Raw genomic sequence first — 26907 nt, 5'->3', positions numbered from 1 at the left:
AAGAGATTATGCCTTCGCTCGAGCTTCAAGCATTGCGACAGCAGGAAGAACTTTTCCCTCAACAAACTCAAGGAATGCACCACCACCGGTCGAGATATAAGATACTTTATCTTCAATACCAAATAAGTCGATAGCCGCCAGAGTGTCACCACCACCAGCAATAGAGAATCCTGCACTTTCAGCAATCGCTTTAGATACCATTTCAGTACCACGACGGAAGTTAGGGAACTCAAACACACCAACCGGACCATTCCAAAGAATAGTTTTTGCATTTTTAATGATATCAACCAGAACTTGTGCTGATTCATCACCTAAATCAAGAATTTGTTCGTTATCTTTCACGTCTTTTACAGATTTTAAGGTTGCTGGCGCAGTTTCACTGAACTCAGTTGCAACGCGTACATCAGTAGGAACTGGGATATGACAGGTTGTCATTAAACGTTTAGCTTCAGGAATAAGGTCAGCTTCGTATAATGATTTACCGACATTATTACCCGCAGCTGCAATAAATGTATTAGCAATACCACCACCAACAACAAGTTGGTCAGCAATTTTTGATAATGAATCAAGCACAGTAAGTTTAGTCGATACTTTAGAACCACCAACGATCGCCACCATTGGACGGGCTGGATTATCTAATGCTTTACCTAACGCTTCAAGTTCATCAGCAAGTAGTGGACCAGCACACGCTACCGGAGCAAATTTACCTGCACCATGAGTAGAAGCCTGCGCACGGTGAGCAGTACCAAATGCATCCATTACATAGATATCACATAATGCTGCATATTGTTTAGATAATACTTCGTCGTCTTTACCTTCGCCTTTATTAAAACGAACGTTTTCAAGTACAACTAATTCACCTTCTTTAACATCTACACCATCTAAATAATCTTTAACTAAACGCACAGGGAAGCTTACATGCTCTTTTAGATAATCAACAACAGGTTGTAAAGAATATTCAGGATTGTATTCACCCTCTGTAGGACGACCAATATGTGAAGTGACCATTACTTTAGCGCCTTGCTTAATCGCCAGTTCAATAGTTGGCAAAGAAGCTCGAATACGGGCATCTGACGTTACTTTTCCATTTTTAACTGGAACATTAAGATCAGAACGAATAAATAAACGCTTACCTTTAAGGTCAAGATCAGTCATTTTAATGATTGCCATGGTACATCCTCTATTAATGTAAAATTTAAATATATGATTCCCCCATTCTACCACAAAAAAATTTACGGGTTAATGTTAATAAGAAGAATAAGATTGAAATTTCCTGTTTGAATTTCCCTAAATATATGGGTAGAATTAGCAAACAAATTTCTACGGTGTTCTATATTATTACCCAATCGGATATAAAATAGAGTCGTTTTTATATAAACTCATTGACAAAATAAGGGAAATAAGGCATATTTGCCCGCCTTAAATCGTCATTAATAAATTATTTGGGAGTTGACCTTGGCTAACATTAAATCAGCTAAGAAACGTGCAGTCCAATCGGAGAAGCGTCGTAAGCATAATGCTAGCCGTCGCTCCATGATGCGCACTTATATCAAAAAAGTATATGCAGCTGTTGCCGCTGGTGATAAAGAAACTGCGTTAACTACATTTAAAGACATGCAAGAAATTGTTGACCGTCAAGCCGCTCGTGGCCTGATTCATAAAAACAAAGCTGCACGTCATAAATCAAACCTGGCTAAACAAATTAGCGCATTAGCTTAATCGGTTTAATTTAATAAATGATAAAAAGCGGTTATTTATTAGCCGCTTTTTTTTATTATTTATGATAAATTATCTATGGTAAAATTTCTATCCTGAAGGGCTGGTAAAAGCAAAGTGACTTCAGTAACATAGATAAATTAGACATTATTCAGTACAGAGAGAGATTAGTTGTGGCTCAACGTGATTATGTAAAAAAGAAAGCAAAAACAAAAAAAAATAGTTCACGTGTTATACCTACCCTAATGATGATCATTGCGATTATCCTGGTCATTGTATTCATTGCAATTCTATATATCGTTTCGACTAATAAACCAAGCAGACCAGAAACTCCACCTCAGCAGCCAACTCAACGGCCTGAATCTGTCTTACCGGAAAAACCACAAGAGCGCTGGACTTATCTTAAAGAGTTAGAAAATCCTGATTCAGGTACCACAAATCCACCTGCAGTTGTTGGTACTACACCTAATACAGGGACTAACACACAAGCGACTCAACAAGAACGTCAACAGATTTTAGATAGCTTCATGAATGAAAGAACAACTACAGCAGGAACGACAGCTCAGCAACAGACAACTCCAACAGTTGTCGCTCCTCCGGCTGCTACATCTCAGAGTAGTTGGTTATTGCAATGTGGTGCATTTAAAGAAAAATCTAATGCTGAATCATTTAGAGCAAAAATTGCCATGTCTGGTGTGGAAAGTGAAGTCAAATCTACTTCTTTACATCGTGTTGTTGTTGGACCTTTTTCAACTAAAACTCAGGCAGAAAGCACTTTAGTCACTTTAAAAAATAATGGGATAACCAGCTGTATTCTTACAGGGAAGTAGTTCCCCCTTAACATAGCGATCACTATGATGAGACCAAGTAACCCAAAGTTAAAACATATTAATCATACGAGTCGGACTTTTATCTCGTTATTAATCAAGAGAATTGATTCAGACAGGCTGACTACAACAGCAGCCGGACTTGCTTATACAACTATTTTAGCTCTGGTGCCATTAATTACAGTTATCTTCTTTCTTCTTGCCGCTTTTCCAATGTTCTCTGATGTAAGTGTGGTCTTTAAAGATTTCATTTATAGTAATTTGGTCCCAACAGCCGGGGAAACTATCCAGCAATATCTGGAACAATTCATAGCTAACTCTAATAAAATGACAGTCTTTGGTATCTGTGGTCTGATGGTAACCTCATTACTTTTGATCCGCTCAATTGATAATGCACTAAACCTTATCTGGAAAACTCAGCGCAAGCGTTCTATTTTCTATAATTTAGCCATTTATTGGACGGTACTGACACTTGGGCCAATTTTAATTGGGGCCAGTATTGCAGTAAGCTCCTACATATTTTCTATGACATGGTTGTCTGAGACTGTGTCTTCTATTGGGTTATTAAAACTTCTGCAGTTTATGATCTCGGTTCTTGGTTTCTGGTTGCTATATTGCATAGTACCAACAGAACCAATCCCAATGAAAGAATCCCTCATTGGTGCAATTGTTGCAGCAGCACTGTTTGAACTGGGCAAACGTGCCTTTACTCTTTATGTAACGTCATTTCCAACTTACCAATTGATTTATGGTGTGCTTGCTTCGATTCCAATCCTTCTGGTCTGGATTTACTTTTCATGGTGTATCGTACTGTTTGGTGCTGAATTTTCAGCTACTCTGACAGAATACCGTAAACAACTAAAATTGAGTAAACCTGAATGATCGCTTTAATTCAACGCGTCACTCAAGCCAGTGTCACCATTGATAATCAGATCGTTGGACAGATTCAAAATGGTTTATTAGTGTTACTTGGTGTTGAACAAGGTGATAATGAACAAAAAGCGATTCGCCTGTGCGAGAGAGTACTCGGCTACCGTATATTTAGTGATGCTGATGGTAAAATGAATTTAAATGTTCAACAAGCAGGAGGCAATCTCCTCGTCGTATCACAATTTACTCTGGCTGCCGATACCCAAAAAGGTATGCGCCCAAGTTTTACCAAAGGCGCAAAACCGGAAGAAGCACAACGGATGTACGAGTTCTTTATCTCAGAATGCCAAAAGACAATCCATACTGAAACTGGACAATTCGCTGCTGATATGAAAGTACAGCTAACGAATGATGGCCCAGTTACTTTCTGGCTACAAGTTTAACCAACATTTACTCAGCTAAAGAACGTCGTTTACCATAGCGGAATTCAGCAGCCATCGCACTTAAAATCAATCCACCAATTATATTTAGATGGCTATAAAATACCTCTAAATGTATTTCATATTCCGCCCCAGTGTAAGACCAAAAATGATGGACAAGAAAAATAGTTAATATGGTGAACACACCAAGCGCTCCTGCTCCAAGCCATGCAAGTCTGCGACCAAAGAGAATTAATGCAGTAGCTGCTAATTGAGTAAAGATAGTAATACCTGCAAAAAAAGCACCTGGTGTTAATCCATCTCCAACCATTTCAGCAACAGCGTCATCAAAGTTGAATAATTTAGTAAATCCGCTTTGCCAGAACGGCATAGTCATCAAAACCTGGGCAAGAAAATATAACCAGAAAGAACGAAGTAGTTGATAAATCAAATTAATTAATGATGTGAACATAATTCCCTCCTTAATTTGTTCAGGCAAAATGCCTTAAACGCCTTGTGAATAGGTATAATGTCAATACTTTTGACTATAGCATTTCAAATATAAAAATTAAATAACATAAAATTATTTTCTTTTTAGCCTATTTTTTTCCTGAAAAATGAGTATCTTATCTATGAGACGACGGACTACCTTGGCCCGCCATTGTTTTTTATTTTCAGGATAAAGTGATAGATAACAATGAGAATACGTGGAATTAATGGTATTAGAATAAGCAGTGCTTTGCTCGATTCTTGTAAGCAATCTCCGTATAGTAAGCAGCGCTTAGTCAAAGATATTATTGCCGGTGTTACTGTCGGCATTATTGCTATTCCTCTTGCGATGGCACTGGCAATTGCTAGTGGTGTCCCTCCGCAGCACGGTTTATATACAGCAATTATTGCCGGACTTATTATTGCTCTGACTGGTGGTTCACGTTTCAGCGTCTCTGGCCCGACTGCCGCTTTTGTAGTGATTTTATACCCTGTTGCAATGCAATATGGATTATCCGGCTTACTGGTCGCTACTCTATTATCAGGTATATTTCTGGTCATTATGGGTGTATTGCGGCTCGGTCGCTTAATCGAATATATTCCGTTATCTGTCGTTTTAGGCTTTACTGCAGGTATCGCGATCACTATTGCAACTATGCAAATTAAAGATTTCTTTGGGCTGACACTAGAAGCAATGCCGGAAAGCTATATATCTAAAGTTATAACCTTGTTTAAAGCGTTTCCAACTTTAAGTATTGCTGATACCTTAGTAGGGCTGTCTACCTTTTTAGTTTTAATCTTCTGGCGTAAATTAAAGCTCAAATTCCCGCCCCATTTGCCAGCTTTACTGGTTGGCGTTGGAGTCATGCTATTTTTAAACTTATTTGATTTATCTGTCGATACTATTGGTTCACGTTTTAGCTATATATTGGCTGATGGTTCAATCGGACAAGGTGTTCCCTCTATCTTGCCACAATTCACTCTACCCTGGAATATTCAAGGCTCAGCTATCAGCTGGGATTGGAACACAATGACAAGTCTCGTTCCAGTTGCATTAATTATGGCTATGCTGTGTGCTATAGAGTCATTACTGTGTGCTGTTGTACTTGATGGTATGACTAACACTAAACATAACTCTAACGGAGAGCTTATCGGGCAAGGGTTAGGTAACATTATTACACCATTTTTCGGTGGTATTTCAGCGACTGCAGCTATCGCCCGTTCTGCGGCCAACGTAAGAGCAGGTTCAACCTCTCCTGTTTCATCCATGATTCATGCCTTAGTGGTGCTCTTTGCTTTGTTATTTTTAGCACCAATACTCTCCTTTTTACCCCTTTCTGCAATGGCAGCATTACTATTTATTGTCGCGTGGAATATGAGTGAAGCTCATAAGGTTATCTATATCCTCAAACGAGCCCCCAAAGATGACATTATCACTATGCTGTTATGCATGTCTCTGACAGTATTATTGGATATGGTTATTGCTATCACTGTAGGAATCATTTTAGCCTCGCTACTTTTCATGCGTCGTATCGCTAATATGACTACTCTGATTGAGTTAAAAGAACATTGTGATGAAGAGACATTGACCATAAAAGTAAATGGGCCACTGTTTTTTGCCGCTGCGGAAAAAGTTTTTATTGAGCTTTATCAAAAAGCAGAACATCATAAATCGATCGTGATGCAATGGGATCATGTTTCAATGCTGGATGCCGGTGGCCTGAATGCTTTGATTCATTTTATTGAGGTTTTACCTCCTGATACACACATCCTAATTTGTGAACTACAATTCCAACCGCTAAAAACACTGGCCAGAGCAAAAGTGACTCCAATTGAAGGAAAACTTTCCTTTTACTCAACTCTGGATGAAGCATTACAAACATTAAAAAAATAAAACGCTTAGGATATTATTGAGTTTCAAATTTATATTCGTAATATTCACCCAAAACAAACGTTTCGCTCACCTCCATAATTTCATCGAAATTACTCCATGAGGTATCGATTGTTTTCATAATTGGAGTTCCCAGAGAAACATTTAATAAAGAAGCTAGCTCTTCATCACAAGCAATTGCTCTAAGACGATAAGATTTCTTCTTAACCAAAAACCCTTTATCTTCCCAAGATTTATACAAAGAGCCCTCTAGTAGCTCCGGCTCTGGCAGATATTTTAAAGGAATATGTGTAGATTCCAGACTTGTTGGACTACCATTCACTAAACGAACACGTTTCAGGTAAGCAACTAAAGTTCCTACCGGTAAATGTATATACTCAGCCATCCGCTCATCGATTTTATGTTTCTCACGAACTAACCAACGAGTTGAAGCGACATCACCCTGACTACCTATCTGAGCAGTAAATCCTTGAGTGTGAGTTAAAGAATAGTCAATATGAAAGATGATGCGAGTTCCTACACCTTGTTGACGTTCAATCAACTTCTTCTTAGCTAACACTTCTAATGATTTACAAACAGTGACACGAGAAATACTTAATGCTTTAGCAATTTCTCTTTCAGGTGGGAGGAAACCAGAACTAAATACTTTATTACGTATCCCATCTTCCAATAATCTGGCAAGTTGAAGATAGAGAGGACTCCCGGATACAAATGGGGAGGCTTGTATTAACTTTTTCAAATTGTTCATAGTTTCAGACTTAATAGAGGCGCGTTAATTATAGACCATCCCAATTAATAACTAGTGTTATCACTTATCCATACTAGTTACATTGATTATTATCTAAGATTAGGCAGTAAATCAAGCAAAAGTATAAGATTTACAACGATTTTTTATGATTCCGGTAACATAGTTATTACTTGATTTATCAATAAAAATCTCTATTATCTGCTTAAATAGGATAAAATCAGATAAAGTAAATTGATTATGAAAAATACACAGAAAAAGATTTTAGGATGCCTTTATGGGCAAGCTATAGGCGATGCCATGGGGATGCCATCCGAGTTACTTCCTCGTTATCGCCTTCATGAGCTATTTGGTGAAATTACTGGATTTTTACCAGGACATGCTAAAAACCCAGCCTCCAGCCACTTAAAGAGAGGGGAATTTACTGATGATACTCATCAGGCTATTGCTTTAATTAAAGCGATTACTGAGTGTAACGGTGAAATTGTTCCCACAATTATTGCCCAACACATTTTACATTGGGCTCAAACAAATGATGCATTTAATACTTTAGGACCGACATCTAAACATACTCTACTCTCCCTACAAAAAGGAGAGGCACTGGAAAATATTAAAGCAAATGGTGTCACTAACGGCGCAGCGATGCGTATTTCTCCAGTTGGTTGTCTTTTATCTAGCAATAACCCTTCATTCATTGATGGCGTGGCTCAAGCGTGTTACGCAACACATAAATCGGATATAGCTATTGCTGGAGCTGCCGTTATTGCCAAGGCTATTAGCCGAATAATTGATGGTTATAGCTGGCAGGAAATTAAACCAGAACTACTTGTTATCGCTCACGATGTTCAGACCAAGTATAGATCAACCTTCAGCCCATCACTTAGTCTCCGAATAAAATATGCCTTTGAAGTAGCCCAGCAACTAAAAAATAAGCCCAAAGATCTAGCCTTAAACGAGCTCTATAATATTATTGGTGCAGGAATGGATACTATTGAGTCTGTTCCTACAGCCCTAGCCATTGTCGATATTACCCTTGAAGATCCTATGATGACTGCATTATATTGTGCAAATTTAGGTGGAGATACTGACACCATTGGCGCAATTGCGACTGCAATTTGTGGAACAATACATGGTATAGATGCCTTTCCTCCAGAAGCAATTCAATTAATTAACGATACAAATAAGATCAACTTTGCCGATATGGCAAATTCTCTCACTCAACTTAGGTTTAAAATAGGAACTGTCTAATGAGTAAACAAAATGATTCATGGCAAGTCGAACAATTAGGGATTGATATCGTTCCTGAAACAGAGCGATCAGGAAAACCTTTACAACTATTTTGGATTTGGTCTGCTGCAAATATTGGTATCATGGGAATTGTATATGGAGCCATCGTAGTATCATTTGGTCTGTCATTTATCCAATCGGTACTGGCAACAGTGATAGGCATCGCCAGTTTCGCTTTAGTGGGTTTAACCAGTTTTGCAGGTAAAAAAGGACGCACAACGACGTTAACACTATCACGTACTATCTTTGGTATTAAGGGTAATATTGCTCCTACCTTTTTCTCTTGGTTTAATTTAACTGGCTGGGAAGCCGTGAATATTATTACCGGTACTATGACACTTGCCGCCCTCTTTCAGGCTATGGGATTTGATATCACAGTTACCACTACCATTATCAGTTTGATCCTATTTGCAGGTCTGGCAATCATCGTTAGTTTACTCGGGCAAGCGACAGTCATTTGGCTACAAAGCTGGTGTACCAGAATTTTCGGTACTTTAACCCTCATTGTTGTTATCTATATTGCCGCAATCACAGACTGGGACAGAGTATTAAGCCTTCCTGGCGGAAACTGGTTAACTGGCTTCTTACCTGCGGTCACATTTGTTGCTGCCGGCACAGGTATTGGCTGGGCACTGGCTGGTGCAGACTATAGTCGCTATCAGTCAGAAAGTTCATCTAATAAGCGAATTTTTGGTGCTGTTGTTGGGGGAGCCTGTATCCCTCTGTTCTTACTATTACTAACTGGTGTATTAATTTCTGTACAATTACCTGATTTAGCAAGTTCCGCAAACCCAATTGCCTTAATCGGTTCTGTACTACCACCATGGATGGCTATTCCATATTTACTGGCTGCAACAGGCGGTGTAATCACTATTGCCGTGTTAAGTCTTTACTCTGCCAGCCTTAACTTATTAACTATTGGTGTAAAAGTTAAACAGTTTGTTGCCGTTTCTATTGATGCGGTATTAGTTTTGGGTGTAGCCATTTACGTCCTGTTTATCTCGGGTGATTTCCTTGATCCATTTATTGCTTTCCTGATTTTCTGTGGTTTATTTATGGCATCATGGGATGCAATCTTTATTTATGACTACTTCATGTATCGTAAGAAACTGGGCTACGACCCTGAAGCAATGTTTGGTGACAAGAACCCACCAGTCAGAACATTAGCACTATTTTGCTGGTTACTTGGTGCATTTGCGGGCTTAGCGGTCACTAATACCGGTTTTATTGATGGCCCTTTCGCCGTCGGTATTTTTAAAGATTCCAGTCTGGGTTTATTTGTATCTTTCTTTGTCAGTTTAATAGCCTACGCTATTATCCCTAAACAGAGTAAAATCTAATGAACATTAAAGATCTACAAAACACGGCTCAACAGCGTCCTATTGTGATTGTGGGCGCTGCGGTAGGTGATATTGTACTGGCAATTGATAAGCTGCCACTTTCGGGGCAGGATATTGCAGGACGCCTGCTGGCTCAGCAAATCGGTGGTTGCGCTTTTAACATTGCCAGAATCTTATCTAAATTAAATTTAGCGCTATTAAATGGTATTCCCGTTGGCACAGGTACATGGGCAACTACTGTAGAAAACGAGATGAAAACGTTGAAGTTACCTGTTTCATTAAGACATTTAACCAAAGATAATGGATGGTGTTTGGCCTTTGTCGAACCTGATGGAGAAAGAACATTTGTTTCTATCGAGAATGGTTGCGAATGCGATTGGGATCAGATCTCCCTCAAGCACTTTTTAATCCCAGAAAATAGTCTTGTTTATCTGTCTGGTTATGAATTAGCCGCGACATCGAGCACTAACTTACATAACTGGATATTACAAATACCTGATAGCTGTACTTTTTTTGTTGATTTAGGCCCACGTTTAAAAGATATATCTCCTGCTTTAATGGCACAGCTTCTAAAGAAAAATATTTTACTCACTATTAATCAAGATGAAATCGCGCTTCTTTGTGGTAATGGTGACTCAATTAAACAAGTACAAACATTTATTCAGCACTATCCTAATATTACTGTGATTGCTCGTTTAGGGAAGCAAGGCGCATGGTTATGTCAGACAGACCAAGAGCCACTTCATGTTCCAACCTATGAGGTCACTGTCATTGATACTATTGGTGCCGGTGATGCTCACTGTGCTGGTGTTATTGCTGGTTTATCACTGGGAATTCCTCTAGCAGACACGATAACTCTTGGTAATCAGATTGCCGCAATTATGGTTAGTCGTCTGGGAGTAAGCAATCCGCCTGACTGGAAAGATATTATTGATTTTTCTCTTTCTCACTGAAAATATATTGTTCTCAAGCTCTAAACGCCTGACTTCTCATCAGGCTTTTTTATACAAATTAGTAACAAAATAATGATTGATCTTAACAATTAACTACGTTATCCTCCCTTGCGAAATTGGCCAGACAATCGCTGCTTTGTTGTTGTCCTTCGGGAGACAAACAGAGGGGAGGAAAGTCCGGGCTCCATAGGGCAGAGTGCCAGGTAACGCCTGGGGAGTCTTTGCGAGAGCAAAAATTCACGACAAGTGCAACAGAAAGTAAACCGCCGATGGCTTAGGCACAGGTAAGGGTGAAAGGGTGCGGTAAGAGCGCACCGCGCAACTGGTAACAGTTTGTGGCACGGTAAACTCCACTCGGAGCAAGGTCAAATAGGGATCCATTGGCGCGGCCCGCGTTGGATCCGGGTAGACTGCTTGAGCTAATATGTGAATATTAGCCTAGATGAATGATTGTCCACGACAGAACCCGGCTTATCGGCTGATTTCAATAAATAAAAAATAAGCCGTTGTAGAGATATAACGGCTTATTTACTAAAACTCACAGATAAAAGTCATTTACAGACTATTTAATTCCTCTTGCCTTCATCTTTTTGTTCATCATCCAGCGTTTAATAACCACCCAGATAGATGCAATTAACCCAATAACTAATAAAAAGACAGGGATAAGCATAAGAAGAGTCATCAGCTCTTTTTCATAGGCTTTAAAGATTGGAGATAAACCGAAAAGATAGCCGATAGTCACGATCAAAAAGATCCAAAGGGTTGCACTTAGCCAGTTATAGAGGTGAAATTTCTTACTATGTAGTCCAGATAATCCAGCCATAATTGGCAATACTGTACGTACAAATGCAATAAAACGCCCGATAAATAATGCTGCTAAACCATGTTTATGAAACATCGTCTGTGCGCGTTGATGATATTTTGGTGGCAAATGAGACATCCAGCTTTTAACTATTTTTGTATTACCCAGCCAAAGCCCTTGTATATACCCAAGCCAAGTACCAATACCTGCACCAGCAATCAACACTACATTAATTAAACCAAAATGAAACACATCCTGGCTAATCAGAACACCTGTTACAAATAACAAGCTATCACCAGGTAAAAAAGCTGCCGGCAAAACACCATTCTCTAAAAGTAATATTACAAATAACATACCATATAAAGTCCACATGACTTTTGGATCTGAAAGAGTCGCATAATCAAGTGTCGAGAATGCGTGATATAACGATAAAATTGTGTCCATTATTTCTCTAGTCTCTGTATTTATATTATTTCATAATCCGGTTTCAATTATTTAACTGTTCCACCAACAGTTAAACAATCTACTTTTAATGTTGGTTGGCCTACACCAACAGGTACACTTTGCCCCTCTTTACCGCATACACCAACACCTTTATCCAATGCCAGATCATTACCAACCATTGATATACTTTGCATTGTTTCGATTCCTGAACCAATTAAAGTCGCACCTTTAACTGGGAAAGTAACCTTCCCTTTTTCAATAAGATACGCCTCTGAGGCTGAAAATACAAACTTTCCGGAAGTAATATCTACTTGCCCACCGGCAAAATTAGGGGCATACAAACCATAATCCACACTACTGATAATCTCATCCAGAGTAGAATTACCTGCCAGCATATAAGTATTCGTCATGCGCGGCATAGGTAACGATGCATAGCTTTCACGGCGACCATTTCCGGTAGGATTCACGCCCATCAATCTGGCGTTTAACTTATCCTGCATATACCCTTTTAAGCGGCCATTCTCTATAAGTACATTTCGCTGTGAAGGCACACCTTCGTCATCAATATTTAAAGAACCTCTTCTATCAGAAAGTGTTCCATCATCAATAATCGTACAAAGTTCAGAAGTCACAATCTCGCCCATACGGCCACTAAAAAGAGAAGTCTCTTTTCGATTAAAATCACCTTCAAGACCATGACCGACGGCCTCATGTAACAATACACCCGGCCAACCAGCCCCAAGAACTACAGGCATAGTACCTGCAGGAGCCGCTTTAGCTGACAAGTTAATTAAGGCCATTCTGACTGCATCACGCGTGTAACTATCTGCGATAATCTCACCAGAACCTGGCTCTGTTTGTAAGAAATAGTCATAACTACGGCGACCACCGCCACCGCTGCTACCACTTTCCCTTTTACCGTTTTCTTCTACTAACACAAAGACAGACAGACGAACCAGTGGTCTAATATCAGCTGCAAAAGTACCATCGGTTGCGGCAATAAGTACTTCATCATAACTCCCGGAAATACTCGCCCTAACCTCTGAAACTCTTGGGTCTAGCGATCTTGCTAACTGATTAATACGCTGCAACAAAGCAATCTTTTCTTCCTGCGAAAAGGCAACCAGAGGGTTAATATCAGAATAAATGGGAATTATCTGTTTAGCTGAGAGTGGAGCAATGTAAGACTTTTGCTCCTCAGCCGAAATACTACGCGCAGCTGTCGTACTTCTCTCAAGTCCAGATAGAGAGATTTGGTCGGTATAAGCAAATCCAGTCTTTTCACCGCTGATAGCTCGAATACCTGCACCCTGATCAATATTATAAGAAGCATTCTTAATGATATTATCTTCCAACGACCAGCTTTCATAATAGCTAGTCTGAAAATAGATATCGCCATAATCAATTTTGCGTGTTGATAATCTTTCCAGACTATTCATTACATCTTGCTGAGTCAGCTTATTGGCTGTAAGTAGTCTCTCTGTAACTTTACTTAATATCATTTTTACATCTCTGGTAATTTGTTATCAGTTACATCAGAACAACATCAAACTGTTCCTGGATATATAAAGGTTCAACTTTAACCTCAACACGTTTTCCAACGAACACTTCAACTTCAGCAAGGGCATGTGATTCATCACTGGTTAACGCATTAGCTACAGCTGTTGAAGCATATACCAAGAAGTATTCAGAACGGTGTGCTTTATGAATACGTACGATCTCACGAAGAATTTCATAACAGACAGTTTCGACTGATTTAACCATACCACGGCCTTTACAGCTCAAACACTCTTCACACAAAATATGCTCAATACTTTCTCTGGTACGTTTACGGGTCATTTCAACTAAACCGAGTGAAGAAAAGGTATTAACTGTTGTTTTTGCCCTGTCTTTACCCAGTGCCTCTTCCAGTGATTGTAAAACACGTTGTTTGTGCAAATCTTCCTGCATATCGATGAAATCAATAATGATAATGCCACCTAAATTACGTAAACGTAATTGACGTGCAATTGCAATCGTTGCTTCGATATTAGTATTAAAGATCGTTTCTTCCAGATTACGATGCCCGACAAAAGCGCCAGTATTGATATCGATGGTAGTCATTGCTTCAGTCTGGTCGATAATTAAATAACCACCTGATTTAAGTTTGACTTTACGTTCAAGTGCTCTTTGTATTTCATTCTCAGTATCGTAGAGGTCAAAAATTGGCATACTACCACGGTAAAGTTCTAACTTATTCGTAACTTCAGGCATGAACTCTTTAGTAAACTCTTGCAGTAAATCATAGGTTAGCCTTGAATCGACAAGGATATGATCAATCGGGTCACCGACAAAGTCACGCAGTACTCGTTGTGCTAAGTCCAGCTCACCATAAATCAGATTTTTACTACCAGGCCGAGAAACACGCTCTTTAATCTTACGCCATAATCGTTTTAAAAACGTCGCATCCTGCTCAAGTTCCTGAGCTTTAGCCCCTTCTGCAACTGTTCGGATAATAAAACCACCAGTTTCATCACAGTAGTTTTCAACAATCTCTTTCAAACGTTCCCGCTCTTCCTCACTCTCAATGCGTTGAGAAGTACCAACATGCGATGAACCTGGCATAAAAACTAAATAACGAGAAGGAAGGGTAATATCTGTAGTTAGACGAGCGCCTTTGGTACCCAGAGGATCTTTAATAACCTGAACAATAATATCCTGACCCTGTCTGACCAATTCAGCAATATCTTGTACCTGAAATTGTTGTTGCTCACTATCAGCAACACATTCAGTGTGGGGCATAATATCGGAAGCATGCAAAAAAGCAGCTTTTTCTAAGCCAATATCAACAAATGCCGCCTGCATTCCGGGTAGAATGCGAATGACCTTACCTTTATAAATATTACCGACAATACCACGTTTTGATTCACGATCTACGTGTATTTCTTGTAATAAACCATCTTCAATATAAGCAACACGCGTTTCTGACGGTGTTACGTTCATCAATAGTTCTACTGACATCTCAACCTCTTTATGTGATCCAGAAGCGCCGTCTGATGAATCTGAGCAATAAGAACATCCAGACCCATAACAATCCATTGACTAGACATGACAGGAATAATAGTGGCGTCATCGTAATTGAATGATTCATCACTATTTCTATAATAAATAGTACTAAATCGTAACATATGGATAACAAAACAATAATGAGTGATTGCTGCCAAAGGGCTAAATTTCGTACTAACTGAAATTTAAAAATGACTAAGTAAGCAATCACAGATAACACAAAAGCATGAACACCAAGGACACTTCCAGAGAAAAGATCAAGAATAAGTCCCATAATAAATGCAGTTCCCATTCCAGCCCTGTGCGGCAACGCTAAGTTCCAATAAATTAAAATTAGCAATGCCCAGTTAGGCTTAAACATACTAATAATTGCTGGCCATGGCATGATCTGTAGAATTAAACCCACAAAAAGAGTCAACCAAATAATCCAGCGATTATGTGGTAAACGGTTATTCAGACTATTCATCATTGGATGTTTCCCCCTCTGATGAAGTTTCTGTCACAGCAGGAATGACCGAATTCTCCCTATCTTCAGCCCAAAGTAACAATAAATAACGTAAACGTTTTAACTCAGCCGTTGGGGTCGCCTTAATCAGTAAACCCGCATGGTTAGGATTAGTATTAATTGATGAGACAGTAGCAACCGGATACCCTTCCGGGAAACGCCCATCCAGACCAGAAGTGACCAACACATCCCCTTCCTGAATATCAATGTTATTTGGTAAAAATTCTAAAATTAAATCTTCACTACATCCATTACCAACAGCCACCATCGACATGTCATTTCTCAGTACCTGTACCGGAATAGCATGCTGGAAGTCACAAATCAGAATAGCCCGACTGGTATTTTCAGCTGTGGCAAAAATTTGTCCTACAATCCCTTTTTCATCAACAACCGGTTGCCCAACATAGACCCCGTTACGTGCACCTTTATTTAAAACGATTTGATAAGCATAAGGATTAGTATCAGTAAGAAGAACCTGAACTGCCATTTTATGCTCATCACGGCGAACTGGTGAAACAAGCAGCACTCTTAATCGGTCATTTTCATGCTTAAGTTGCTCAAGCAATAACAGATCGTTTTGTTTAATCAAGAGTTCATTTTTCAGTAAGGTATTTTCCAGTACTAGCTCATCTCTGGTTTTTGCCATTTCGGAAAATGAATTCATCGCCGAACGCGGGCCGTTAGAGATATAGTACAGCGGACTAATTGCGGTATCTAAATAATATCTGACAACCTGAAATGCACGATATTGCGTATCTAGCACCATCAAAATAATGGACAAAAACAACGCAACAAATAACTGAACAATGAGAGGCGAACCTTTGGAGAAGAGTAATTTCATAGCAAAACCACCTTTTACTGATGATAAAAGGTGGTCAAAAGTAGGATTTTATCGATCACTTTAGTCTTCACTAAATAAATCGCCGCCATGCATATCGATCATATCCAGTGCACGTCCACCACCTCTTGCAACACAAGTTAGTGGGTCTTCAGCGATCACAACATGAATACCGGTCTCAGCAGCAAGTAATTTATCTAAATTACGCAGCAATGCACCACCACCAGTTAATACCATACCATGTTCAGAAATATCTGATGCCAGTTCCGGAGGACATTGCTCTAATGCCACTTTAACCGCGCTGACAATACCACTTAGTGGTTCCTGGAGCGCTTCCAGAATTTCATTAGAGTTAAGTGTAAAGCTACGTGGTACACCTTCTGCTAAATTACGTCCACGCACTTCAATCTCAAATACTTCATCACCCGGATAAGCAGAACCAATTGCATGTTTAATACGTTCAGCCGTTGCTTCACCAATTAATGCACCGTAGTTACGACGTACATAATTAATGATCGCTTCATCAAAACGGTCACCACCAATACGTGCAGAGGCAGAATAAACGACACCATTTAGTGAAATAACAGCAACTTCCGTAGTACCACCACCGATATCAACCACCATCGAACCTGTCGGTTCAGAAACTGGCAAATCAGCGCCAATTGCAGCAGCCATTGGTTCTTCAATTAAGTAAACTTCACGTGCACCAGCACCCAATGCTGACTCACGAATGGCACGGCGTTCAACTTGTGTTGCGCCAACCGGAACACACACTAAGACTCTAGGACTTGGGCGTAAGAAACTGTGGCTATGAACCTGACGAATAAAGTATTGCAACATTTTCTCAGTAACAGAGAAATCAGCAATTACCCCGTCTTTCATCGGACGAATCGCGGCAATATTACCTGGTGTTCTACCTAACATCAGTTTTGCAGCCTGACCAACCGCAGCAACACTTTTAGGTGTTCCTGAACGATCTTGTCTAATGGCTACTACTGATGGCTCATTAAGTACAATGCCCTGACCTTTTACATAGATCAGCGTGTTTGCCGTACCAAGGTCAATCGATAGGTCATTGGAGAACACACCGCGAATTTTCTTTAACATATGAAAATATTCCTACAAACTTGAAACAATAGGGGAAAATAGCCTAATTATTGATCTAAATAGGGACTCTATTTTTGAATTGCAAGTATTGTATATCAATTATGAATAACCGCATAGTTTTACCTGAAAAATAACCGGGATTTTTTTATGAAAAAACACAGCTATTTTTCCTGATTGTGCAACTTTTTGACGAAAAAAGAATCTAATTATTGAGATAGCGGATGACAAATGATAATGTAAGGTGTATCCTTGCTGGTTATTCGGTATTTAATATAAAATTGCAGAATTTCGGTACATTTTGTCGATTAAGTTAAGAAAAGTTTAATTTTTAGCTCCAACTAGTTATAAAGCTAAGATAGTTAGCAAATTTTGCTAAATGTGAACATAAACAATAAAAATACGGTGTTATTCATGGATATTCGTAAAATTAAAAAATTAATTGAGTTAGTAGAAGAGTCGGGCATTTCAGAATTAGAAATCTCAGAAGGCGAAGAGTCAGTTCGCATCAGTCGTAACATTCCAGCTCCTGCTTACCCAGTTCAAAACATTCATGTTGCTCAACAACAACCAGCACCAACATTTATTAACCCAGCGGTCAGTGCTCCAGCAGAAGCTCCAGTAGCTTGTGCAGTAACAGGTCATTCAGTGAAATCACCAATGGTTGGTACGTTCTATCGTACTCCAAGCCCGGATTCAAAAGCATTTGCTGAAGTTGGACAAACCGTTGCTGTTGGCGATGTATTATGTATTGTTGAAGCAATGAAAATGATGAACCAAATTGAATCAGATAAAGCTGGTGTTGTAAAAGCGATTCTTGTTGAAAATGGTCAACCTGTAGAATATGACCAACCACTATTCATCATCGAATAAGCTTTTATAGACAACGAGGTTTAATATGCTAGATAAAATTGTTATTGCCAATCGCGGGGAGATCGCGCTGCGTATTCTTCGTGCTTGTAAAGAACTTGGCATTAAAACAGTTGCTGTGCACTCAACAGCAGATAAAGATTTAAAACATGTTTTGTTAGCGGACGAAACTGTCTGTATCGGTCCTGCACCATCAGTAAAAAGTTATTTAAATATTCCCGCACTTATTTCTGCTGCAGAAGTAACGGGGGCAGCAGCAATTCACCCAGGCTATGGTTTCTTATCTGAAAATGCCGATTTCGCTGAACAAGTAGAACGTTCAGGTTTTATTTTTATCGGTCCAAAGGCAGAAACCATTCGTTTAATGGGTGACAAAGTTTCTGCTATCGAAGCAATGAAAAAAGCGGGTGTACCTTGTGTTCCGGGTTCAGATGGTTCTTTAACTAATGATATCGCTAAGAATAAAGAGATCGCGAAAAGAATCGGTTATCCGGTTATTATTAAAGCGTCTGGCGGCGGTGGCGGTCGTGGTATGCGTATTGTTCGTAATGAAAAAGATTTAGAACAATCCATTAAAATGACTAAATTAGAAGCAAAAACAGCATTTAACAATGATATGGTTTACATGGAAAAATTCCTTGAAAATCCACGTCATATTGAGATTCAGGTACTGGCTGATGGTCAGGGTAATGCGATCTATCTTGGTGAGCGTGACTGTTCAATGCAACGTCGTCACCAAAAAGTCGTAGAAGAAGCTCCTGCTGTTGGTATCACTCCAAAAATGCGTAAATTCATTGGGGAACGTTGTTCTAAAGCATGTATCGATATTGGCTATCGTGGTGCAGGTACATTTGAGTTCTTATTTGAAAATGGTGAATTCTATTTTATCGAAATGAATACCCGTATTCAGGTTGAGCATCCGGTAACAGAAATGGTTACAGGTATCGACTTAATCAAAGAGCAAATCCGTATTGCTGCCGGTCAACCACTATCAATTAAGCAAAGTGATATTAATATCAGTGGTCATGCGATCGAATGCCGTATCAATGCTGAAGATTCTAAAACATTTATGCCTTCTCCGGGTAAAATTACTCGTTTCCATGCGCCTGGTGGTTTTGGTATTCGTTGGGAATCTCATATTTATGCAGGTTATACCGTTCCACCTCATTACGACTCAATGATCGGCAAATTAATTGCTTATGGTGAAACTCGTGAAATTGCTATCGCACGTATGAAAAATGCCTTATCTGAACTGGTTATTGACGGTATCAAAACCAATATCGAGTTACAGACTCTGATTATGAATGATGCAAGTTTCCAAAAAGGTGGTACTAATATCCACTATCTAGAGAAGAAATTAGGTATTTACGAATAATTTCTAATTTAGATTTTATAAATATAGATGCCAGTCAATTACCTGATTGGCATTATTTTTGTCTATTAACATGGAACTCACATGACATTACATTTATTCTCTATCCATAAATGGATGCCAATACTACTAATCTCTATATTTTTGCTTAATGGCTGTAGCTCAAAGCAACCAACTCTACCTGATACTTCATTAACTAATTTCTATCAGGTTTCAGATGTTATCTACCGTTCTGATCAACCTTCAGCAAAAGATATGCTGTATTTAGAACAGTTTGGTATTAAGACAGTGATTAACTTAAGGCTCACTCATAGTGATCGCGACGAGGCGGAAGGAACTAATCTTAATCTGGTCTGGATCCCGATGCGTGCAGGAAATATTAATGACAAAAATATGATTGCAGTACTGCGAGCGATTAACCAGTCACAAAAACCCATTCTTATTCACTGTTGGCATGGTAGTGACAGAACAGGCGCCTCGATTGCCATGTATCGCTTAGTATTCCAAAACTGGACTAAAGAAGCCGTGATTGAGGAACTCCGCTCACCACAATACGGATATCATGAGAGCTTCTACGGCAATATTATTAACTACATCAATAGTGTGGATGTAGAAAAAATCAAACAAGCTGTATTTTCTAATGAAGAAATATCGTCTTAGTAGCTCTTAAAAACCACATATTCGCCAAATCATAACCAGTTGATTAATAATATTTTATTGATAAAGAAAACGCGATGCCAGATCGCGTTTTTTATCAGATTATTACTATAATTATTGATTAATCGGTTTATCCGCAGGGAAAATAAAGTTCAGTAAAATAGCCGTTAAACCACCAGCTGCAATTCCTGAAGAAAAGAGTGATTTAACCCAGTCAGGCATAAAAGCGAAGATTTGCGGCTGTTGAGAAACACCAAGCCCAATACCAAGTGACAGGGCAATAATCATAATAGCACGGCGATTAAGCGCTTCTCGTGATACAATTCGAACACCTGACGCCGCAATAGTACCAAACATGACAAGTGTTGCACCACCAAGTACAGGTTCTGGAATATGCTGTACAAAGCCGCTGACTGCCGGGAATAAACCGAGCAGTATTAGCATGCCAGCAACAAAGTAGCCGACGTAGCGGCTGGCAACACCAGTTAGCTGAATAACACCATTGTTTTGACCAAAGCATGAATTAGGAAAAGTATTAAATACGGCTGAAACAAACGAGTTAAAACCATTTGCCAGCACACCACCTTTCAGGCGTTTTAAATATACTGGTCCTGATACTGGTTGCTCTGAAACATCAGATGTTGCCGTAATATCACCAATTGTCTCAAGTGAAGTAATTAAAAACACTAACATCAATGGTAATAATAATCCCCAGTCAATACGCAAACCATAATACAAAGGCATTGGAACCATATACCAGCCTTCATACGCTTCAGTTGAAGCAGGAAGCATATCTAAATACCATGCCAGTCCGTACCCAATAGCCATTGCAATGACTAAAGAAGATACACGCAAATAAGGGTTTTTCTGAATATTTAAGACAATAATAACAGCAAGTACTGTCCCGGCAAGGATTAAGTTAATCGGCGCACCAAACGTTCCATCAGCCATCGCACTATATCCACCACCAACCGAAGTTAGTCCAACCTGAATCAGTGACAGACCAATAATCATAACCACAATACCAGATACCAGCGGCGTTATTACTCTTTGTGCCAGATGTAATACACGAGACAAAATCATTTCAGTAAACGAGCCAAGCATCAATGTACCAAACAGTGTAGCCATCATTGTTTGTACGTCAAAGCCACCATTTTTAAGGGTTAATCCCCCGGCAATAAGCGGTGCAACGAAGTTAAAACTTGTTCCCTGAATAGAGAGTAATCCCGAACCAATAGGCCCCCAGGTTTTGATTTGCAAAAGTGATGCGACACCAGATGCAAAAAGCGACATACTAATGATATGTTGTGTATCTTGTGCAGGTAAGCCTAATGCCTGACAAATAATAAGAGCCGGAGTAATAACAGCAACAAACATAGCAAGTAAGTGTTGTAAGGCGGCAAAAATTGTTTGAGGCAGGGGTGGACGATCTTCTAAACGATAAATTAACTCAGATTTAGTATTGGTTGACATAATTGAGAGTCACGGGAGTGATAAGAAGCGACGAATTATATGCAAAAATTAACCATTATTCAATAAAAGCTGACATTAATTATGGATATTAAATAATATTTTTCTATTTCATATCTTTTAATGGAAATAAATTAACCATAAATGTAAATAAATATTTACATTTAATTATAAATAAAATGATTAATATCAAATGGTTAATTTTAATTAAAAATAAAATAGCTGAAATGTAAAATAATAATTGCATTTAGCACGTAAAATGAATAGCATACGTTATAACACAATAAACTATCTTTCATCAGAATAATTGATTACATTAAAAGAGTATGAGTTTATATCAAGCTCGAAAGAATTCTAAAGGAAACAAAGATGAGTAAAATTATTTTCTTAGTAGGCGCCAGAGCTGCCGGAAAAACAACAATGGGCAAATTACTCGCACAACAACTCGGATTTTCCTTTGTTGACACAGATGTTCATCTACTAGAGACCACTAAAAAAACAGTAGCAGAAATTGTTGAAAAAGAAGGTTGGGAAGGCTTTAGAGCACGTGAAAGTCAGGTTCTACGTGATGTTGTTGAGGCAGATCGTGTTATTGCCACTGGTGGTGGTATGGTACTTGCTGATCATAACCGTGACTTTATGAAATCAAAAGGTACCGTGTTTTACCTCAGTGCTCCGGCAAAAGTTCTGGCCGGTCGTTTAGCGGCTGATCCAAACATTGCACAGCGCCCTTCATTAACAGGTTTGTCAATTGTCGATGAGATGGAAAAAGTCTTAACTGACCGCCAGGCACTGTATCTTGATGCAGCTCACCACGTTCTGGATGCGGCAGCGCAGCGTGATGAAGTACTTGGTCAAATGATTGAAGTATTAAAAGCACGACAAGCCGGATAATTTTCTTCGGGATCAAAAAAGCGAGCTGATTAGCTCGCTTTTTTATTAATACCTACTATGTTACCTTGAAATTCTTCTGGTTAACTCAATAACACGTAATTTTGCCAGAGCCTTAGAAAGTTCAGCCGATGCCTGAGCAAAGTTCATATCACCAGCAGGATTATTAATATGTTCCTGAGCCATACGAACCGCTTCTTGTGCTTTAGCTTCGTCCAGATCTTCACCACGAATCGCTGTATCGGCTAAAATAGTCACTGCTGTTGGTTGAACTTCTAAAATACCACCTGAAAGATAAATAAACTCTTCATCGCCATTAGGCTTAACAATTCCAACCATTCCTGGTTTAATCGTTGTTAATAATGGCGTATGACCAGGATAAATCCCTAATTCACCCTCAATACCGGTGACTCTGATTCGCTGAACAACACCTGAAAAAAGGTGAGATTCAGCACTAACGACTTCAAGTTGATAGGAAGTTAGTGCCATAATGTTTATCTCCGCCCAGTAATTAGATTATAGCGATTTCGCTTTCTCAATAACCTCATCAATAGAACCAACCATGTAGAAGGCTTGTTCCGGGATATGGTCATAATCACCATTCATAATGCCATTGAAAGCACTAATCGTATCTTTAAGAGAAACATATTTACCCGCTGAACCAGTAAATACTTCTGCAACGAAGAATGGTTGAGATAAGAAACGTTGAATCTTACGAGCACGCGCCACAACAAGTTTATCATCTTCAGATAACTCATCCATACCAAGAATTGCAATGATATCTTTTAATTCCTGGTAACGTTGTAGAATAGACTGAACACCACGTGCACAATCATAATGCTCTTGTCCAACAACTAATGGATCTAACTGACGACTCGTCGAATCAAGTGGATCTACCGCAGGATAAATACCAAGTGACGCGATTTGACGGCTAAGTACAACTGTCGCATCCAAGTGAGCAAACGTTGTTGCTGGCGATGGGTCTGTTAAGTCATCGGCAGGAACATACACGGCCTGAATAGATGTGATAGAACCTGTTTTAGTTGAAGTAATACGCTCTTGCAATACACCCATCTCTTCAGCAAGAGTCGGTTGGTAACCTACCGCTGATGGCATACGGCCAAGTAATGCTGACACTTCTGTACCGGCTAAGGTATAACGATAAATATTATCGATAAATAACAGAACATCCTTACCTTCGTCACGGAATTTTTCCGCCATGGTTAAACCAGTTAATGCAACACGTAAACGGTTCCCAGGAGGCTCATTCATCTGACCATAAACCAGTGATACTTTATCAAGAACGTTTGATTCTTTCATTTCATGATAGAAGTCATTACCTTCACGAGTACGCTCACCTACACCAGTAAATACTGAGTAACCTGAGTGCTCAATCGCGATATTACGAATTAATTCCATCATATTAACTGTTTTACCTACACCAGCACCACCGAACAGACCAACTTTACCACCTTTGGCAAATGGACAAATTAAGTCGATAACTTTGATACCTGTTTCAAGTAACTCAGTTGAGTTTGCTAAATCTTCATAACTTGGTGCCGGACGGTGGATAGCCCAACGCTCTTCTTCACCAATTGCACCAGCATTATCTACCGGATCCCCAAGAACGTTCATGATACGTCCAAGAGTTGCTGTACCAACTGGCACTTCAATCGCATGACCCGTATTTACTACTTCAAGACCGCGTTTTAAACCATCAGAAGAGCCCATGGCGATACAACATACCACACCGCCACCTAACTGTTGCTGAACTTCCATCACTAGTTTACCTGAGCCAGTATTCACTTCTAAAGCGTCATATACTTTTGGCACAGCATCTTGAGGGAACTCGACATTAACAACAGCGCCGATAATCTGGATAATTTTTCCAGTAGCCATTTTTAATCCTCTACGTAATCAATCTTTAACCTGAAACCGCCGAAGCACCTGAAACAATATCAATCAATTCATTTGTAATCGCACTCTGACGAGCTTTGTTATAAACAATTTGCAGATCTTTAATCAGGTTCGCACCATTATCTGTAGCGGCTTTCATCGCTACCATTCGCGCTGCTTGTTCACTTGCCAGGTTTTCGACTGCAGCCTGGTATACTTGTGACTCAATATAGCGACGTAACATAATATCTAATAGCGATTTAGCATCAGGCTCATAAATATAGTCCCAAGACTTCGCTTTTAACTCTTCATCATCTGACGGTGGTAATGGCAATAATTGCATAATTTGCGGTTGTTGCGTCATCGTATTAATGAATTTATTATTCACGATATACAATCTGTCTAAACGACCTTCATCATATGCTTTCAACATGGTTTTAACCGGACCAATTAAATCAGAAATGGTTGGATTATCCCCCATCCCTGTTACCTGGGTCACAATATTCCCACCAAGAGAAGTAAAGAATGAGACACCACGGCTACCTAATAGTGCCATATCGGTATCTACACCTTTATCTTTCCACTCTTTCATATCTGAAAGTACGGTTTTAAATAGGTTAATATTTAAACCACCACATAGCCCACGGTCAGTAGAGATAATTAAGTAGCCAACTCGTTTCACATCACGCTCTTCAAGATACGGATGTTTAAAATCAAGATGAGCCAATGCTAAATGTCCAATCACCTGACGAATAGTTTCAGCATAAGGACGGCTGGCAGCCATTCTATCCTGCGTTTTACGCATTTTAGATGTCGCCACCATTTCCATTGCTTTAGTGATCTTCTGTGTGCTCTGCACACTAGCAATTTTGGTTCTTATCTCTTTTGCATTAGCCATTGTTTACTCCTCATCACCGGAAATTAAACTTACCATGTTTGAGTAGATTTGAAAGTCTCAAGAAGCTCTTTCAATTTCCCTTCAATCTGATCGTTATAATCGCCTTTCTCATTGAGTTGTTTTAAGAAGTCAACATGCTCACGATGTGCAAACTCGAGTAGTGAAGCTTCAAAAGATAATACATCTTTCAGCTCAACATCTTCTAAGTAACCACGCTCAACCGAATACAATACTAATGATTGTTCAGCTACTGACATTGGCGCATATTGTTTCTGTTTTAATAACTCAGTAACTTTCTCACCATGGTCAAGTTGTTTACGGGTTGCTTCATCAAGATCTGACGCAAACTGAGAGAACGCAGCCAGCTCACGATATTGAGCAAGAGCAGTACGAATACCACCTGATAGCTTTTTAATAATCTTAGTTTGTGCTGCACCACCTACACGAGATACCGAGATACCAGGGTTAACCGCTGGACGAATACCAGAGTTAAACAGACTAGATTCTAAGAAGATCTGGCCATCAGTAATCGAAATTACGTTAGTTGGAACGAATGCAGATACGTCACCAGCTTGTGTTTCAATAATTGGTAGAGCAGTTAGAGAACCTGTACGACCTTTTACTTCACCTTTAGTAAATGCTTCAACATAGTCAGCATTAACACGTGATGCACGTTCAAGTAGACGTGAGTGAAGATAGAACACATCACCAGGATAAGCTTCACGCCCAGGTGGACGACGAAGTAATAAAGAAATCTGACGATATGCCACAGCTTGTTTAGATAAATCATCATAAACGATAAGTGCATCACCACCACGATCACGGAAGTACTCACCCATCGCACAACCAGCATATGGTGCTAAATATTGTAATGCTGCTGATTCAGATGCCGATGCAACAACCACGATAGTATTTGCCAGAGCACCGTGCTCTTCAAGTTTACGTACTACGTTAGCAATGGTTGATGCTTTTTGACCAATCGCTACATAGACGCATTTAATACCTGAATCACGTTGATTAATAATAGCGTCGATCGCAAGTGCTGTTTTACCCGTCTGACGGTCACCGATGATTAACTCACGCTGACCACGCCCGATTGGAATCATGGAGTCAACCGCTTTATAACCAGTCTGTACTGGTTGATCAACAGATTTACGTTCGATTACACCAGGAGCAACCATTTCAACCGGAGAGAAGCCATCATTTTGGATAGCTCCTTTTCCATCAATTGGTTCACCAAGTGTATTTACTACACGACCAAGTAATCCAGGGCCAACTGGCACTTCAAGAATACGACCAGTACATTTAACTTTTACACCTTCCGAAAGGTCGGCGTAAGGTCCCATTACAACCGCACCAACAGAATCACGTTCAAGGTTTAACGCCATTGCATAGCGATTACCAGGTAATGCAATCATTTCACCTTGCATTACATCTGTTAAACCGTGAATACGAAGAATTCCATCGCTAACAGAAATAATCGTACCTTCATTGTGAGCTTCACTCACAACATTGAACTGAGCAATACGCTCTTTAATTAGTTCACTTATTTCAGTTGAATTTAGCTGCATTATCAGT

The 26907-nt window shown here is 39.4% G+C and carries 26 protein-coding genes and 1 other RNA gene; 13 read left to right on the top strand and 14 right to left on the bottom strand.

From position 1 onward, the window contains the following. Positions 1-6 precede the first annotated feature (6 nt). Positions 7-1170: a phosphoglycerate kinase gene (gene pgk / locus IPMB12_RS03005; protein WP_166914819.1), complete on the bottom strand. Its 1164-nt coding sequence runs from the start codon at positions 1168-1170 to the stop codon at positions 7-9. Between the two features lie 285 nt (positions 1171-1455). Here pgk and rpsT point away from each other — a divergent pair, with 285 nt between their 5' ends. The 4 genes from rpsT (at position 1456) to dtd (ending at position 3856) form a co-directional block, all read left to right on the top strand. Continuing rightward, complete coding sequence (gene rpsT / locus IPMB12_RS03000; RefSeq protein WP_166914817.1) at positions 1456-1719, top strand: 30S ribosomal protein S20; 264 nt, start codon at positions 1456-1458, stop codon at positions 1717-1719. A 170-nt stretch (positions 1720-1889) separates the two neighbouring features. Beyond that, positions 1890-2546, top strand: a complete 657-nt coding sequence (locus tag IPMB12_RS02995) for an SPOR domain-containing protein (protein WP_166914815.1) — start codon at positions 1890-1892, stop codon at positions 2544-2546. A gap of 24 nt (positions 2547-2570) precedes the next feature. Beyond that, a complete protein-coding gene (locus tag IPMB12_RS02990; protein WP_208293534.1) occupies positions 2571-3425 on the top strand; it encodes a virulence factor BrkB family protein in 855 nt (284 codons plus the stop codon). Further along, positions 3422-3856, top strand: coding sequence for a D-aminoacyl-tRNA deacylase (dtd, locus tag IPMB12_RS02985; RefSeq protein ID WP_166914813.1), 435 nt, complete (start codon positions 3422-3424; stop codon positions 3854-3856). Before IPMB12_RS02990 ends, dtd begins: the two co-directional genes overlap by 4 nt. A 7-nt stretch (positions 3857-3863) precedes the next feature. Here the strand turns inward: dtd and IPMB12_RS02980 are convergent, their stop codons facing one another. Further along, on the bottom strand, positions 3864-4304 hold the full coding sequence (locus IPMB12_RS02980) for a DoxX family protein (RefSeq protein WP_166914811.1): 441 nt from the start codon (positions 4302-4304) through the stop codon (positions 3864-3866). 225 nt (positions 4305-4529) lie between these two features. On the opposite strand from IPMB12_RS02980, the gene dauA reads away from it, so the two are divergent. Further along, positions 4530-6215: a C4-dicarboxylic acid transporter DauA gene (gene dauA / locus IPMB12_RS02975; RefSeq protein WP_166914809.1), complete on the top strand. Its 1686-nt coding sequence runs from the start codon at positions 4530-4532 to the stop codon at positions 6213-6215. Positions 6216-6228: 13 nt separating this feature from the next. On the opposite strand, the gene IPMB12_RS02970 is transcribed toward dauA, so the two are convergent. Next, complete coding sequence (locus IPMB12_RS02970; protein ID WP_166914807.1) at positions 6229-6960, bottom strand: GntR family transcriptional regulator; 732 nt, start codon at positions 6958-6960, stop codon at positions 6229-6231. A gap of 237 nt (positions 6961-7197) precedes the next feature. Here IPMB12_RS02970 and IPMB12_RS02965 point away from each other — a divergent pair, with 237 nt between their 5' ends. The 4 genes from IPMB12_RS02965 (at position 7198) to rnpB (ending at position 11027) form a co-directional block, all read left to right on the top strand. Beyond that, complete coding sequence (locus IPMB12_RS02965) at positions 7198-8205, top strand: ADP-ribosylglycohydrolase family protein (RefSeq protein WP_166914805.1); 1008 nt, start codon at positions 7198-7200, stop codon at positions 8203-8205. Next, positions 8205-9584, top strand: coding sequence for a purine-cytosine permease family protein (locus tag IPMB12_RS02960; protein WP_166914803.1), 1380 nt, complete (start codon positions 8205-8207; stop codon positions 9582-9584). The genes IPMB12_RS02965 and IPMB12_RS02960 overlap by 1 nt, the downstream gene beginning before the upstream one ends. After that, a complete protein-coding gene (locus IPMB12_RS02955) occupies positions 9584-10537 on the top strand; it encodes a PfkB family carbohydrate kinase (protein WP_166914801.1) in 954 nt (317 codons plus the stop codon). Before IPMB12_RS02960 ends, IPMB12_RS02955 begins: the two co-directional genes overlap by 1 nt. Before the next feature lie 112 nt (positions 10538-10649). Continuing rightward, positions 10650-11027: RNase P RNA component class A (gene rnpB, locus IPMB12_RS02950), an RNA gene on the top strand. A gap of 72 nt (positions 11028-11099) precedes the next feature. Here the strand turns inward: rnpB and IPMB12_RS02945 are convergent. From IPMB12_RS02945 to IPMB12_RS02920, 6 genes are read right to left on the bottom strand one after another with little or no spacing between them, the layout of a single operon-like run. After that, the gene (locus IPMB12_RS02945; protein ID WP_166914799.1) at positions 11100-11783 is read right to left on the bottom strand and encodes a DedA family protein; all 684 of its coding nucleotides are present in this window, start codon (positions 11781-11783) and stop codon (positions 11100-11102) included. 47 nt (positions 11784-11830) lie between these two features. Continuing rightward, positions 11831-13285, bottom strand: a complete 1455-nt coding sequence (gene tldD / locus IPMB12_RS02940; RefSeq protein ID WP_166914798.1) for a metalloprotease TldD — start codon at positions 13283-13285, stop codon at positions 11831-11833. 28 nt (positions 13286-13313) lie between these two features. Continuing rightward, positions 13314-14783 carry a ribonuclease G gene (rng, locus tag IPMB12_RS02935; RefSeq protein WP_166914795.1) on the bottom strand — a complete coding sequence of 490 codons (1470 nt, stop codon included), beginning with the start codon at positions 14781-14783 and terminating at the stop codon, positions 13314-13316. Positions 14784-14793: 10 nt separating this feature from the next. Then, positions 14794-15285, bottom strand: a complete 492-nt coding sequence (mreD, locus tag IPMB12_RS02930) for a rod shape-determining protein MreD (RefSeq protein ID WP_208293570.1) — start codon at positions 15283-15285, stop codon at positions 14794-14796. A 1-nt stretch (position 15286) separates the two neighbouring features. Further along, positions 15287-16174 (bottom strand): rod shape-determining protein MreC, encoded by an 888-nt coding sequence (mreC, locus tag IPMB12_RS02925; protein WP_166914793.1) that lies wholly within the window; start codon positions 16172-16174, stop codon positions 15287-15289. Positions 16175-16234: 60 nt separating this feature from the next. Continuing rightward, the gene (locus IPMB12_RS02920; RefSeq protein ID WP_166914791.1) at positions 16235-17278 is read right to left on the bottom strand and encodes a rod shape-determining protein; all 1044 of its coding nucleotides are present in this window, start codon (positions 17276-17278) and stop codon (positions 16235-16237) included. Positions 17279-17689: 411 nt separating this feature from the next. Here IPMB12_RS02920 and accB point away from each other — a divergent pair, with 411 nt between their 5' ends. The 3 genes from accB to IPMB12_RS02905 all read left to right on the top strand — a co-directional run bounded on the left by accB (position 17690) and on the right by IPMB12_RS02905 (position 20177). Next, positions 17690-18148: an acetyl-CoA carboxylase biotin carboxyl carrier protein gene (accB, locus tag IPMB12_RS02915; RefSeq protein ID WP_166914789.1), complete on the top strand. Its 459-nt coding sequence runs from the start codon at positions 17690-17692 to the stop codon at positions 18146-18148. Positions 18149-18173: 25 nt separating this feature from the next. Further along, positions 18174-19520, top strand: a complete 1347-nt coding sequence (gene accC, locus IPMB12_RS02910; protein ID WP_166914787.1) for an acetyl-CoA carboxylase biotin carboxylase subunit — start codon at positions 18174-18176, stop codon at positions 19518-19520. A gap of 81 nt (positions 19521-19601) precedes the next feature. Continuing rightward, positions 19602-20177 carry a tyrosine-protein phosphatase gene (locus IPMB12_RS02905; protein WP_166914784.1) on the top strand — a complete coding sequence of 192 codons (576 nt, stop codon included), beginning with the start codon at positions 19602-19604 and terminating at the stop codon, positions 20175-20177. Between the two features lie 111 nt (positions 20178-20288). Here the strand turns inward: IPMB12_RS02905 and IPMB12_RS02900 are convergent, their stop codons facing one another. After that, the gene (locus IPMB12_RS02900) at positions 20289-21647 is read right to left on the bottom strand and encodes a uracil-xanthine permease family protein (protein WP_166914782.1); all 1359 of its coding nucleotides are present in this window, start codon (positions 21645-21647) and stop codon (positions 20289-20291) included. 366 nt (positions 21648-22013) lie between these two features. Here IPMB12_RS02900 and aroL point away from each other — a divergent pair, with 366 nt between their 5' ends. Further along, positions 22014-22538 carry a shikimate kinase AroL gene (aroL, locus tag IPMB12_RS02895; RefSeq protein WP_166914780.1) on the top strand — a complete coding sequence of 175 codons (525 nt, stop codon included), beginning with the start codon at positions 22014-22016 and terminating at the stop codon, positions 22536-22538. 60 nt (positions 22539-22598) lie between these two features. Here aroL and IPMB12_RS02890 read toward each other — a convergent pair whose 3' ends face one another. Genes IPMB12_RS02890 through atpA form a run of 4 tightly spaced genes read right to left on the bottom strand, consistent with a single transcriptional unit; the run spans position 22599 to position 26900 of the window. Continuing rightward, positions 22599-23024, bottom strand: a complete 426-nt coding sequence (locus IPMB12_RS02890; protein ID WP_166914778.1) for a F0F1 ATP synthase subunit epsilon — start codon at positions 23022-23024, stop codon at positions 22599-22601. 27 nt (positions 23025-23051) lie between these two features. After that, positions 23052-24434 carry a F0F1 ATP synthase subunit beta gene (gene atpD, locus IPMB12_RS02885; RefSeq protein ID WP_166914776.1) on the bottom strand — a complete coding sequence of 461 codons (1383 nt, stop codon included), beginning with the start codon at positions 24432-24434 and terminating at the stop codon, positions 23052-23054. A 25-nt stretch (positions 24435-24459) separates the two neighbouring features. Then, a complete protein-coding gene (gene atpG, locus IPMB12_RS02880; protein ID WP_166914774.1) occupies positions 24460-25329 on the bottom strand; it encodes a F0F1 ATP synthase subunit gamma in 870 nt (289 codons plus the stop codon). A 29-nt stretch (positions 25330-25358) separates the two neighbouring features. After that, a complete protein-coding gene (gene atpA / locus IPMB12_RS02875; RefSeq protein ID WP_166914771.1) occupies positions 25359-26900 on the bottom strand; it encodes a F0F1 ATP synthase subunit alpha in 1542 nt (513 codons plus the stop codon). Positions 26901-26907 lie beyond the last annotated feature (7 nt).

The sequence above is a fragment of the Zophobihabitans entericus genome (assembly GCF_011745665.1).
GTDB lineage: Bacteria > Pseudomonadota > Gammaproteobacteria > Enterobacterales > Orbaceae > Zophobihabitans > Zophobihabitans entericus.
Note: the sequence above shows the minus strand (reverse complement) of the source record. Positions and strands in the feature narration are given on the sequence as shown.